The following is a 12,260-nucleotide window of genomic DNA, read 5'->3' on the forward strand; positions in this document are numbered from 1 at the left end:
TCGCCGTGCAGGAGCCGGCCATTGCCTGCCACTGAACTCATGGACCTGCGGGCTCAAGCGTCGCTTGGGTCCAGCGCGGCCACCACCTGGTTACGCCCCTCCCGCTTGGCCCGGTAGAGCGCTTCGTCGGCCCGCTTGAGTGCCTCCTGCGCCGGCTCGTCCTGCGCCAGGCGGGTCACGCCGATGCTGGTCGTGACGGGTATGGGCTCGCCAGCGTGGCCGTGAAACTCGGTCTCCTCCACGGCATGCCGAATGCGCTCGGCGACTTCCAGCGCCCTGGCCTGGCCGCTGCCGACCAGGATGATGACGAACTCCTCGCCCCCATAGCGCGCGACACAATCGTGACGGCGCGTCTGGTGCTCCAGCAGCTCGGCAAACTGGCACAGCACGCTATCGCCAGCCGAGTGGCCGTAGCTGTCGTTGATACGCTTGAAATGGTCGAGGTCCGCCAGCAGGAGCGAACAGGGTACGCTGCCGAGACTATCCTGCCCTTCGATGTCACGCTGCCAGGCCTGGACCTTCTCCAGATGTACCTCCAGCGCACCGCGGTTGTAGAGCCCAGTCAGCGGGTCGTGCGTGGCCTGGCGATAGAGCCGCAGCAGCAGGCTGAGCTGAAAGTGGTTGGCCGCCAGCGACACCAGCAACAGGCTGGAGAGCAGCCAGACGCTCTCCAGCCCGCGGCCGCTCATCCAGCTCCCGTCGTTCAGCTGCGAGAATGCCAGCAGCCCGAGCATGGCAAGGCCGGCCGCGAGCGATTCGATGAGGGTGAAGGGAAAGACGCTCAGCGCCGCCACCAGCAGGAAGGGGATGAACCCATACCCCACCAAGTTGCGTAGCTGCTCCGCCGGCAGCATGACCAGCACGAACAGGTAGAACCCCGCCGGCAGGGCCAGCAGCATGCCGGCACAGAAGCGGATGCGCCAGATCCGCTCGCGGCTGCAATAAGCCAGCACCAGCACGGCCACCAGCCCCAGCAGCAGCCCCACCCTTCCCGCCAGGGTCAGGTACAGCAGCTCGCTCGGCAGCACCAGGGCATCCACCACGATCCACAGCGGCGAGAGCAGCGCGAAGATGAGCGCCAGGGCCAGCACGCGGCTGCGCAGGTAGCGCGCATGGGCGAAAGCGAAGTCCCGCGAGTGGTGGCGGCTGCTCAGGGTATCGCGCAGGACGCTCAAGCCGACGAACAGCTCATGCCCCACTTCGGGCGGCTCGGCCAGTGCATCCAGGCGCCGGCTGTGGAACTCACGAGGCTCACGCGACTTGCTCAAGAGCATGGTAGGGCCTTGTCGTATGGCCGCACTTCCTGATGGCCGGTAACGGAGATGCCGCACGCCTGCCTGAACGGAGGGTAACTGTGCAGCTTCGTCGTTATATCAGAGCAAGCTCACGGTAACGAGCCCGAAAGACTCGATATGCGACGAACATCGTGCCATTTCATTGCCATTTCAATGCGCATGCATCATGCGAACCGATCCAGACGTGCGATCGATCGGAAGCGCCCCTCCGGCGTGAAGCAGAGGCGAAAGACGCCATGCACGCCATCCCGGCTCACCACGTGGCGCAGCGCCTCGGCAGGGAACGCCACGCGCCGGCCATCCAGGCTCATGGCCAGCACCTGCCCCACCCTGCCCTGGTAATGGGCGAGGCAGGCCTCGGCGGACAGCTTCAACACGACATCGACACTCGGCATGTGTTTCAACCGGCCCAGTAGGTTGCGTTTAAAGGTGGCGACCCCGCGGTGCGCATCAGCGACTTCTCATTCACTAGCTTCGCGCTTATTCTACGCGTCACACGATACCAACGATAAGAGCCCCGCGCTCAACCACGCAGGAACGTCACCTTGAACACAGTTGCTCTCTTCCGCGCCCCCCTGGTGGGCGGCGCCGTGATCGTAGGCACGGCCCTTTCACTCGCTACGGTCCAGGCGCAGGAGCCGGACTGGACCGCCGAGCCCAGCTACGGCAGCCACCACCTTTCCGCCGGCTTCACCCCCGACCCCTGGGTACAGAGCCTGCAGGCGGGCGGCTCCACGCCGGTGAGTGCCAAACTGGGCCCGAACTGCACCGGCTACATCATGGCCAGCGCCCCGGACATCGACCTGCACTACACCGCCGGCAGCATGCCGCTCTACATCACGGTCACTTCCAGCGCCGATACCACCCTGGTCGTCAATGCGCCCGATGGACGCTGGTACTGCAACGACGACTTCAGCGGTCTCGATCCCGTGGTCATGTTCCAGAACCCGCCCAGCGGCATGTACAACGTCTGGGTGGGCGTGCACGGCAGCGACCAGATGCAGCCGGCCACGCTCAAGATCACCGAGCTGAATCCTGCCAACTGAAGCGTGCCCCCTCCCGGGCGAAGATGCCAATAAAACTGCTGTCTTAATGCAGTAACGCCATGCTGCAAGCCCAAAGGGAGGGGGCCATGCCCTGCTCAAGCCTCAGTAACGGCCTATCTCCCCGCCACCCTTCCCTCATTGCAGCCGGTATATCTATTTGGCAGTCAGGCCGCAGGCGACATAACGCCCGGCAGTGATGTGGGTCTGGCACCTCTTTTACTCACTGCGCTGACGGCAGAGCAGCGCTGGCAGTTGAGCGGTAGAGCAGTTTCTGCTTGGGTGACTTCGACCATCCCGCCATGACAGGAGGGCCCCGCCTCTCCCGCCACCAAGGCAGCCGGGCGATTCCCACCAGCTTCCAGCCAGACCCATTTTCATATTGGCTTCACCTGGGCCCTCTTCAGGCTCGCACGCCCCGGGTGAAGCCCCGCCCACCAGATCGATTTTAAAGTTTAACGAATACGTATTCACTTTCTACTACTAAAGTATATTTACTTTAATTTCAAATAGTTATTAAGAACAGGTTTGGCAATGAACCTACCATTCATTGCATACGTATGCGCTATCACCTAGAACAACCCCTGGGCTTGGCCTTTTGGTTGGATACCGGCTGTTGAGCCCACATCGACTCAGGTAACAGACCACAACGATAACGCGCCCAGCGCTAACGCTGGCTTCATCAGGAGTTTTTCATGAACCGCTTGCAGACCAAGTCCCTACCCCTCACCTCCTTGGCAGCCGCCGTCGCTCTGGCCACATCAACTTCCGCTCTTGCCGAGCCAGAGCGTGTCATCGACGTCAGCCTCCCGCTGGGCCCCGAATCCCAGCAGGGTGTAGGCATTCTCAAGTTTGGCGAGGAGCTCGAACGCCTCTCGGGCGGCCGTCTGGCTATCGAGCCCCATTACGACAATGCCCTTGGGGCCGAGCGAGAGGTCGTCGAGGGCATGGGGATGGGCATGATCGACGCCGGCATCACCTCGACCGGCCCCATGGGGGGGTTCGTCGACGAGTTCATGCTCTTCGATCTTCCGTATGTCTTCGAGAACCACGAGCATGCCTACGCCTTCCTGGATAGCGAGCATGGCGAAGAGCTTGCTCGACTGGCCGAAGAGGGCATGAACGTCAAGTTCCTGGCGTGGATGGAGAACGGCTTCCGCCACAACACCAACTCGGTGCGTCCGCTCGAACATCCCAGCGACCTGGAAGGTATCAACCACCGCACCCAGGAAAGCCGCGTGCAGGTCGATACCTGGGAAGCGCTGGGTGCCAATGCCACCCCCATGGCCTGGACCGAGGTCTACACTGCGCTTCAGCAGGGCGTGATGGATAGCCAGGAGAACCCACTGGCGACCATCTACGATGTCAATTTCTATGAAGTTCAGGATTACCTGAACATGACCCAGCACGTCTACTCTCCGGCGCCCCTGATGATGAGCCTGGACCTTTTCAACTCCTTCAGCGAGGAAGACCAGGCCATCATCCTGGAAGCGGCCCAAATCGCGTTGCCCGTCCAGCGTGAAACCAGCCAGGAACTCGAGCAGCGCTACCTCGGTGAACTCGAGGAACTGGGCATGACCGTGACCCACCCCGATCTCGAACCGTTCCGCGAGGCTGTCCGCCCCGTCATCGACGAATGGGCCCCCACCGTCGGCGAGGACCTTGTCGACGCTGCCCTCAACTACGAGTACTGAGCCCCACGGCGCCCGCAGGCTGAAGCCCTGCGGGCGCCATGCTGACGCATGAGGCGCCCATGAAGACCTATCTATTGCTGGCCAATAGGGCCATCGACCAGTTTAACCGCCTGATTGGCTGGGGGCTGGCCGCACTCCTGCTGGTGATGACCGTGCTCATCTTCTGGCAGGTATTTGCCCGATTCGTGATAGGAAAACCTCTGTTCTTCTCCGATGAGATTGCCCGCTTTGCCATGCTCTGGCTCACCTTCATCGGGGCCGGTTACGCCTATCGCAGGGGCGCGCTGATCTCCGTGGATATCGTGCTGGAATATGCAGGAAAGACGTTGGGCTGCCTGCTGCGGATCGCCATTATCCTGTGTTCGGCGCTGTTCGCTTTCATCATGGTCAAGTACGGGCTGGATATCGTGGAACGCGTCTCGAGCCAGACCGCTCCCAGCACCCGGATTTCCATGATGTGGCCCTATCTTGCGGTGCCCGTGGGTGGCGTCGTCATTCTGATCAACAGCGTGGGGCTGCTGATCGATGAAGCACTCGGCAAACCGTACAGCCCTAAACAGGAGGTGAACTGACCATGGCACTGCTCCTGTTCCTGGTGTTGATTTCCCTGTTCCTCATCGGCGTTCCCATCGCCTTTTCGCTCGGCCTGGCTTCTGCCGTGACCGTATGGCATGGCGACCTGATGCCGATGCTGGTCATCGCCCAGCAGCTCATCGCCTCGGTGAACTCCTTCCCGCTGATGGCGATCCCGTTCTTCATCCTGGCAGGCTACCTGATGCAAGGGGGAGGCATCTCCCAGCGCCTGGTCGATTTCTCCAATACGCTGGTCGGCAGCATGACGGGGGGCCTGGCCATGGTCGCCATCGTCACCTCGCTGTTTTTCGCCGCCATCTCCGGGTCTGGGGCAGCGACTACCGCGGCGATCGGCTCCATCCTGATCCCTGCCATGCTGGCCAAGGGCTACCCCGGCGGCTACGCCGCCGCCAACCAGGCCGCCTCCGGCGCCCTCGGCGTGATCATTCCTCCCAGCATCCCGCTGATACTCTATGGCATCGCCGCCAACGTCTCGGTGGGCGACATGTTCATCGCCGGCATCCTGCCGGGCGTTCTGGTCACCTTGACGCTGCTGCTCTTCGCCTACTTCTTCGCCAAGGCCAACGGCCTGGGAGGCAACGAAAAGAGCTCCTTCAAGGACGTCCTCCGGGCCGGGCGGAAAGCCATTCTGGCAATCCTGATGCCGATCATCATTCTGGGGGGCATCTATGGCGGTATCTTTACGCCGACCGAAGCCGCAGTGGTGGCGGTTGCCTACTCCTTCCTGATCGGTTTCGTCATCTACCGAGAAATCAAGCTCGCCAGCCTGGTGGGCATCCTCAAGCAATCGGCAGTCACCACCGCGGTGGTGCTCAGCATCATCGGCGCCGCAGGGCTCTACGGTCGCATCCTGCAGCGCTTGAGGGTGCCAAACATGATTTCCGATTTCGTGATCTCGGCCATCGACAGCCCGCTGTTGTTCATTATCCTGGCCAACCTCCTGCTGCTGGTGGCCGGCATGTTCATCGAGGCGGCCGCGGCGATCCTGATCTTCGTGCCGATCCTGCTGCCTATTGCCATCGGCTTCGGCTTCGACCCGGTTCACTTCGGCATCATCATGGTGGTCAACCTGGCCATGGGCATGTTCACGCCGCCGGTCGGCCTCAACCTGTTCGTTGCGTCCCAGATCACCAACATCGGCATTGCCCGGCTCACCTGGGCCGTCATGCCCTTCGTCGGCATCGTGCTCATCAACCTGCTGATCATCAGCCTGCTGCCCTTCCTTTCCACCTGGCTGCCTTCGTTGTAAGCCCTACCCAGGTCAACCTGACTAGGAGAGACCCATGAACGTCGTTGAAAGCCTGGCGCCTCGCCATGGCCTCAGAGTCCTGATAACCGCCGGCGCCAACGGCATCGGCCTGGCCATTGCCAAGGCCTTCCAGGAAGCAGGGGGGCGGGTGCACGTCTGCGATATCGACGCCCAGGCCTTGGCCGCGCTGCCCGAGGGCATCACGCACACCCAGGCCGATGTCAGCCAGGAAGCGGATGTCGAGCGGCTGTTCCAGGACGCCGCCGCCCTGGGCGGGCTCGATGTGGTGGTCAACAACGCCGGAATTGCCGGCCCTACCGCGAGCATCGACGAGATTGATAACGAAAGCTGGCACCGCACCATCGACATCAACCTCAACGGCCAGTACCGCGTCGCGCATCGCGCCGCCCCACTCCTGCGCAAGAGCCACGGCCTACTGATCAACCTGGCCTCGGTCGCCGGCCGCCTGGGCTTTGCCTATCGCACGCCCTATGCCGCCAGCAAATGGGCCGTCGTCGGACTGACCAAGAGCCTGGCCTGCGAACTCGGCCCCGAGGGGGTACGGGTCAATGCCATCCTGCCCGGCATCGTGCGCGGTCCACGCATCGAAAAGGTCATCGAGGATCGTGCCGCCAAACGGGGCATCAGCTATGCCGAGATGGAGAAGGAAAATCTCTCCAAGATCTCCATGCGCCGCATGGTGGAGCCCACCGACATCGCGGCCATGGCGCTTTTCCTGTCGGCGCCGGGCGGCGCCAACATCTCGGGCCAGGCGCTGAGCGTCTGCGCCAACGTCGAATCCCTGTGACGGCAAAAGGAGCCCTACATGACAGCTCGAATAGGTATCGTGGGCGCCGGCCTGATCGGTCGTGCCTGGGCCATCGTCTTCGCCCGATCCGGCATGTCCGTTTCTCTCTATGACGTGGACGCAGGCGCCCTGGACAAGGCGCGGGAGGCCATCCGCCAATCCCTCACTGACCTCCAGCAGGCCGGCCTGATCGAGGACGTGGACGCCCCACTGGCACGTATCCAGACACAAAGCGACCTGACGCAAGCCATGGCAGGTGTCGAGTACGTCCAGGAGTGCGGCCCGGAGAACGTCGAGGCCAAGCGGCGCATCTATGCCGACCTGGAAGCAGTGGTAGCCAGCGATACCGTGCTGGCCAGTTCCACCTCGGGCATAGCCGCCTCGCAGTTCACCGACCACCTGAGCCACCCGGAGCGCTGCCTGGTCGCGCATCCGGTGAACCCGCCCTACCTGATCCCGCTGGTCGAGGTCGCCCCCGCGCCCGCCACATCGCAAGCCGCGGTCAACCGCACCATGCGCCTGATGGAGCAGGCCAACCAGGCCCCCATCCTGGTGCGCAAGGAGATCCAGGGGTTCATCCTCAACCGCCTGCAGGGCGCCCTGCTCAACGAGGCGCTGCGCCTGTTCCGAGATGGCTACGTCTCCGCCGAGGATCTCGACAAGACCGTCAAGCATGGATTGGGGCTGCGCTGGTCGTTCATGGGGCCCTTCGAGACCATCGACCTCAATGCGCCCTCCGGGGTGGTCGACTACGGCCAGCGCTACGGCCCCTTGTACCGCGACGTCGATCGCCAGCGCGGCGGTGACGATCCGTGGGAAACCACGAACCTCGCCGCACTGGGCGAAGCGCGCCGCGAGCAGCTGCCGAGCGACGGGCTCGCCGAGCGGCAAGCCTGGCGCGACCGTCGCCTCATGGCGCTGATGGCCCACCAGCGCCACCTTTCCGCTTCCTGACAGCCGCCAACCACGAGGAAACACACACCATGGCGAACAAACACAAGGTCATCATTACCTGCGCCGTAACCGGCGCCATTCATACCCCCTCCATGTCACCGCACCTGCCGGTCACCCCGGAGGAGATCGCCGAAGCGGGCATCGCCGCGGCCGAGGCCGGCGCCTCAATTCTTCACCTTCACGCCAGGGACCCCGAGAACGGCAAGCCCACGCAGGACCCCGCCGTCTTCGAACGCTTCCTGCCGCGTATCAAGGCTTCCACCGACGCGGTCATCAACCTCACCACCGGCGGCAGCCCGCACATGACCGTGGAAGAACGCATGCGCCCCGCCATGGAGTTCAAGCCGGAGCTCGCCTCGATGAACATGGGCTCGATCAACTTCGGTCTGTTCCCCATGCTCAATCGCTACGACAACTTCCAGCACGAGTGGGAGCGCGCCCACCTGGAAAACAGCCGCGACCTGGTGTTCAAGAATACCTTCGCCGACATCGAGACAGCGATGACGCTAGGCGGCAAGAACGGCACACGCTTCGAGTGCGAGTGCTACGATATCGGCCACCTCTACAGCCTGCGCAACGTGATGGATCGCGGCATCGTGGGGGGACGCATCTTCGTGCAGAGCGTGTTCGGCATTCTAGGCGGCATCGGCCCGCATCCGGAAGACGTGATGCATATGCGCCGCACCGCCAACCGGCTGTTCGGCAATGAGTATGAGTGGTCAGTGCTGGGTGCCGGCAGCAGCCAGATGCGCATTGCCGCTCAGGCGGCGGCCATGGGTGGTCACGTTCGCGTGGGGCTGGAGGACTCCTTGTGGCTCGCCCCGGGCAAGCTGGCCGAAAGCAATGCCAGCCAGGTGAGAAAGGTGCGTGAGATCCTCGAGGGGCTCTCCTTCGAGATTGCGACGCCCGATGAAGCGCGCGACATGCTGCAGCTGAAAGGTGCCGACAAGGTCGGCTTCTAAGGAGATTGGCTAATGCCCCTTTACCGACTCGAAGGCCATGCCCCCGAGATCGACCCTTCCGCCATGGTGTTGAACGAAGCCACCCTGATCGGAAACGTCCACCTGGACCGTGAGGTCACCGTTTGGCCGGGTGCCGTGCTGCGCGGCGATAATGAGCCGATTACCGTGGGCGCCGGCAGCAACCTGCAGGATGGCTGTGTGGTGCATACCGACCCGGGCCACCCGGTCGTCATCGGCCGTCAGGTCACCGTTGGGCACCTGGCCATGTTGCATGGCTGCCGCATCGGCGACGGTGTATTGGTCGGCATGAACGCCACGCTGCTCAACGGCGCCGAGATTGGCGAACACTGCATCATCGGGGCCGGTGCCCTGATCACCTCGGGCAAGAAGTTCCCACCGCGTTCACTTATCGTCGGCAGCCCCGCCAAGGTGGTCAGGGAATTGACCGATGAAGAAGTCCAGGGGGCGCTGGACAACAGTGCCGTCTACGTGAAGAAGATTCATCAGTATCAGTCTCTGGGGAAGCTATGAGCGCAGGGTCGGGCAAGACACGCTCTACGATTCTGGTGATTCGCTGCTTGTGATCTGCCCGGCTCCTGAGAGAGTGATGCATGAAAAGAAAATCCGTAACCTCCCGTGATGTGGCCAAGTTGGCTGGGGTGTCCCAATCGGCAGTAAGTCGCAGTTTTTCCTCCGACGCCAAGGTGGCGGAGAAGACACGCAAGAAGGTGATGGCAGCGGCCAGGGAGCTGGGGTACCGCCCCAACTCGATCGCTCGCTCGCTGATCACCCGCTCCAGTCGCACCATTGCCGTGGTGACTTACAGCCTCGACAACCCTTTCTATGCCTTCATGCTGGAAAAGGCGTCACGGTTCTTTCAGCAGCAGGGGTATCACCTGCTGCTGTTCTTTGCTCCCTCAGATAGGGGGTTCGACACCGTTATCGACGAAATCATCAGGAGCCAGGTCGAGGGCGTACTGTTGTTGGCCATCACCCTCGACAACGCCCAGGCAGAGGAAGTGGCCGATTTCGGGATACCCGTAGTGATCATCAACCGTACCGTGAACTATGCGGGGATCAGCCAAGTCGGCAGCGACAACTTCAGCGGCGGGTACTGGGCCGGTCAACACCTCGCCTCCCTTGGCCATCGCCGCATCGCCTATCTGGCGGGGCTGCCCGACTCCTCCACCGACCATCAGCGACATGCCGGCTTTATCGAAGGGCTTGCCACCATGGGTGCAGCCTGCCACGCGTTGGAGGTGGGCAACTACCGCTACACGGATGCCTGTGATGCCACGCGGCGCCTGTTTGCCGCGAAATCGCCGCCGGATGCACTGTTCTGTGCGAACGACGTGATGGCGATTGCCGCGATGGAAACCATGCGTCATGAATTCGGCCTGATGGTGCCGAATGACGTCTCGGTCATCGGTTTCGACGATGTGCCGATGGCGAGCTGGCCCAGCCACTCCCTGACCACCCTGCAACAGCCCGTCGACCAGATGATCATGAAAGCCACGGAGCTGCTGATGGGACAAATCCACCAGACAGACACCACACCGGAGCACGTCACTTTGCCCGTCACGCCAAAGCTACGCAGCAGTACCCAGCGTTTGGCGCGGTGAATGCAGGTGGCGGGTAACTGCCGTTTCCCTTTCCCAGCGGTATCCCCTAGAATGCGCCGGCTTTCGCTATACGCGTTCCCACAAAAGCCCGCCATGGGGCTCAGCGCCTCCCTTCGGATGCTTGGCTGCGGCTGGCACGGCGCCGTTCAGCCCGACCGAGGGCGATCGAACGACATGGCCGGAAGCAGCCGCTTGTCGCAAAAAAATGGGTCTGGGCTGGCTCCTCCCTTGACACATCCTAAGATATATTCACTACTCGGCACATGATCGACTCCGCAGGTAACTTATGAACGCCGCCCCACGCTCCGGCAATCCCTCCGCCCAGGTGATCCGGTCGCTGCTGCAGCACAAGCACCAGCTCTCGGTGCATTCGAAGAACGCCCCCTATGCGCTGCCGGCCCAGGTCACCGAGCTGGACCTGGAGGCCGGCCAGCTGGTGCTGGAGGCGGAGTACAGTGGCTCCGACATCGAGCAGTACACCAGCGGTGGCGGCATGAGCTTCGACATCGAGGCCCTGAAGGCCCCGGATGCCGGCGAGCGCGAGGTCTACAGCATCAGCAACGTGTCGGCGAAGATCCTGAAGACCGATAGCACGACCTACCGGCTGGAATGCCAGCTGCCTGAATCCGTCTTCGTCCAGGATAGCCGCGGGGCGATCCGCATCCCCTTTATCCTGGGTATGCAGGCACGCGTCAGCGTCGAAGTCTACCTCCACGAACTCAGCATCCCCGGGCGCCTGCGCAACCTCTCCGTCGGCGGCTGCATGGTGGATATCGACATAGCCGACAGCATTGCCATTACCGTGGGGCAGAGCGTGCCGGGCATCACCCTGGAATTTCCCAGCGGGGTGAGCTTCTTCGCCGAAGCAAGCATTCGCCACATGCGCCCCTTCGGCAACCACGGCCATGCAGCCGTGGGTTTCCAGTTCATCAACCTGACCACACCGCAGTCCGAAGCCCTGTTCCACTATGTCTCGGAAGCCGAGCGGGAAGCCGCCTACCGAACGGGAGCCAATGACGCAGTGGCCACGCACTCCCCCCTCTTCATTCCCGGTGCCAAGGAGAAGAAGATTCTGCAACGAGAAGAGCAGGAGCGCCAAAAGCACGCGCAACGCTCCCCCGTCCAGCGGGGGGTGATGGAAATCGCCCATCAGATCCAGATCGGGCTGATGTACATGAAGACCCGCCACCTCTTCCCCGAGGAGATCCTGTATGACTGTGCCGACACCCTGCTCTATCTCGTAGGGCAGGATCGCAAGGCGCTCCTCTATGCGCTGGCGTTCCTGCGCAACGAGCCGGACTGGGTACGCCATGCCATCCAGGTAGCCGGCCAGTTGGCGGACATGATGCTGCTGCGCGATCCCCATTCGCCTCATGTGCGCGAGGCCGTCCTGGGTGCGCTGCTGCACAGTATGGGCAAGCCGCTATTGGTCAGCGAGGAGCTGCCGTCCCTCAAGGTCCACATGAAGCCCTACCAGAAAGAGATCCTGAAAGGGCACGTAGCCGCCCTCAAGGAAAAGCTGCAGGCATTGGGCTGGTCGCCGAGTCCGACCTGTCGCGACGTACTGGTCAACGCCAACGAGCGACTCGATGGATCCGGCTACCCGGCGGGCAAACGAGGTGAACAGCTCTCGGAGCTGGCCAGGCTGGTTTCCGTGCTCAAGGCCATCAACAAGCTGACGCATGAGCGCAATGGCATTCCGCCGCGGGCGCCGCTCGATGCCTACCGCTGGGTCAACGATGCCTCTGGAGCCTATGACAAGACCGTCCTCGTCGAATACATCCAGTATTATGGTCTCTACCCGATCGGCAGCCTGGCCAAGTTCTCGGGCGGTTTCCTGGCCTGGATCATGGATATCGATGCCAAGGGCATGCCCACCAAAGTCAACGTCATCAAGAATCTATCTTTCAAGGACACCAATATCGACAGCGTCTTGACCAGCAAGGACTTCGCGCAGATAGGAAAGCTCGAGGGAGTGGTCAATCCCGCTGACTACGGGGTCCGGATCGCCAAGTAAGAAGCTTTGCCAAGGGGGGACC

The 12,260-nt window shown here is 62.5% G+C and carries 12 protein-coding genes; 10 read left to right on the top strand and 2 right to left on the bottom strand.

Annotation, left to right across the window (positions count from 1 at the left end; all coding sequences use genetic code 11):
* Positions 1-53: 53 nt before the first annotated feature.
* Both HNO51_RS12080 and HNO51_RS12085 read right to left on the bottom strand, forming a co-directional pair.
* Positions 54-1,274 (bottom strand): GGDEF domain-containing protein, encoded by a 1,221-nt coding sequence (locus tag HNO51_RS12080; RefSeq protein ID WP_209537534.1) that lies wholly within the window; start codon positions 1,272-1,274, stop codon positions 54-56.
* 185 nt (positions 1,275-1,459) lie between these two features.
* Positions 1,460-1,690 (bottom strand): DUF2835 domain-containing protein, encoded by a 231-nt coding sequence (locus HNO51_RS12085; RefSeq protein ID WP_197447592.1) that lies wholly within the window; start codon positions 1,688-1,690, stop codon positions 1,460-1,462.
* Positions 1,691-1,840: 150 nt separating this feature from the next.
* Here HNO51_RS12085 and HNO51_RS12090 point away from each other — a divergent pair, with 150 nt between their 5' ends.
* The 10 genes from HNO51_RS12090 (at position 1,841) to HNO51_RS12135 (ending at position 12,238) form a co-directional block, all read left to right on the top strand.
* Complete coding sequence (locus tag HNO51_RS12090) at positions 1,841-2,341, top strand: hypothetical protein (protein ID WP_197447593.1); 501 nt, start codon at positions 1,841-1,843, stop codon at positions 2,339-2,341.
* Between the two features lie 692 nt (positions 2,342-3,033).
* A complete protein-coding gene (locus HNO51_RS12095) occupies positions 3,034-4,032 on the top strand; it encodes a TRAP transporter substrate-binding protein (protein WP_197447594.1) in 999 nt (332 codons plus the stop codon).
* Between the two features lie 59 nt (positions 4,033-4,091).
* The gene (locus tag HNO51_RS12100; protein WP_197447595.1) at positions 4,092-4,604 is read left to right on the top strand and encodes a TRAP transporter small permease; all 513 of its coding nucleotides are present in this window, start codon (positions 4,092-4,094) and stop codon (positions 4,602-4,604) included.
* Positions 4,605-4,606: 2 nt separating this feature from the next.
* Complete coding sequence (locus HNO51_RS12105; protein WP_209537535.1) at positions 4,607-5,875, top strand: TRAP transporter large permease; 1,269 nt, start codon at positions 4,607-4,609, stop codon at positions 5,873-5,875.
* A 34-nt stretch (positions 5,876-5,909) separates the two neighbouring features.
* Positions 5,910-6,683 (top strand): SDR family oxidoreductase, encoded by a 774-nt coding sequence (locus tag HNO51_RS12110; protein ID WP_209537536.1) that lies wholly within the window; start codon positions 5,910-5,912, stop codon positions 6,681-6,683.
* A gap of 18 nt (positions 6,684-6,701) precedes the next feature.
* Positions 6,702-7,637 carry a 3-hydroxyacyl-CoA dehydrogenase gene (locus HNO51_RS12115; RefSeq protein ID WP_209537537.1) on the top strand — a complete coding sequence of 312 codons (936 nt, stop codon included), beginning with the start codon at positions 6,702-6,704 and terminating at the stop codon, positions 7,635-7,637.
* 29 nt (positions 7,638-7,666) lie between these two features.
* Positions 7,667-8,599, top strand: coding sequence for a 3,5-dioxohexanoate:acetyl-CoA acetone transferase (kce, locus tag HNO51_RS12120; RefSeq protein ID WP_209537538.1), 933 nt, complete (start codon positions 7,667-7,669; stop codon positions 8,597-8,599).
* Positions 8,600-8,611: 12 nt separating this feature from the next.
* Positions 8,612-9,130 carry a gamma carbonic anhydrase family protein gene (locus HNO51_RS12125; protein ID WP_209537539.1) on the top strand — a complete coding sequence of 173 codons (519 nt, stop codon included), beginning with the start codon at positions 8,612-8,614 and terminating at the stop codon, positions 9,128-9,130.
* Positions 9,131-9,210: 80 nt separating this feature from the next.
* Positions 9,211-10,221, top strand: coding sequence for a LacI family DNA-binding transcriptional regulator (locus HNO51_RS12130; protein ID WP_209537540.1), 1,011 nt, complete (start codon positions 9,211-9,213; stop codon positions 10,219-10,221).
* A 286-nt stretch (positions 10,222-10,507) separates the two neighbouring features.
* On the top strand, positions 10,508-12,238 hold the full coding sequence (locus HNO51_RS12135; RefSeq protein ID WP_209537541.1) for a PilZ domain-containing protein: 1,731 nt from the start codon (positions 10,508-10,510) through the stop codon (positions 12,236-12,238).
* Positions 12,239-12,260 lie beyond the last annotated feature (22 nt).

This window comes from Billgrantia sulfidoxydans (assembly GCF_017868775.1).
Taxonomy (GTDB): domain Bacteria; phylum Pseudomonadota; class Gammaproteobacteria; order Pseudomonadales; family Halomonadaceae; genus Halomonas; species Halomonas sulfidoxydans.

Coding starts and splice junctions, on each gene's coding strand:
- HNO51_RS12080 (WP_209537534.1), bottom strand. CDS start 1,274: ATGCTCTTGAGCAAGTCGCGTGAGCCTCGTGAGTTCCACAGCCGGCGC.
- HNO51_RS12085 (WP_197447592.1), bottom strand. CDS start 1,690: ATGCCGAGTGTCGATGTCGTGTTGAAGCTGTCCGCCGAGGCCTGCCTC.
- HNO51_RS12095 (WP_197447594.1), top strand. CDS start 3,034: ATGAACCGCTTGCAGACCAAGTCCCTACCCCTCACCTCCTTGGCAGCC.
- HNO51_RS12100 (WP_197447595.1), top strand. CDS start 4,092: ATGAAGACCTATCTATTGCTGGCCAATAGGGCCATCGACCAGTTTAAC.
- HNO51_RS12105 (WP_209537535.1), top strand. CDS start 4,607: ATGGCACTGCTCCTGTTCCTGGTGTTGATTTCCCTGTTCCTCATCGGC.
- HNO51_RS12110 (WP_209537536.1), top strand. CDS start 5,910: ATGAACGTCGTTGAAAGCCTGGCGCCTCGCCATGGCCTCAGAGTCCTG.
- HNO51_RS12115 (WP_209537537.1), top strand. CDS start 6,702: ATGACAGCTCGAATAGGTATCGTGGGCGCCGGCCTGATCGGTCGTGCC.
- kce (WP_209537538.1), top strand. CDS start 7,667: ATGGCGAACAAACACAAGGTCATCATTACCTGCGCCGTAACCGGCGCC.
- HNO51_RS12125 (WP_209537539.1), top strand. CDS start 8,612: ATGCCCCTTTACCGACTCGAAGGCCATGCCCCCGAGATCGACCCTTCC.
- HNO51_RS12130 (WP_209537540.1), top strand. CDS start 9,211: ATGAAAAGAAAATCCGTAACCTCCCGTGATGTGGCCAAGTTGGCTGGG.
- HNO51_RS12135 (WP_209537541.1), top strand. CDS start 10,508: ATGAACGCCGCCCCACGCTCCGGCAATCCCTCCGCCCAGGTGATCCGG.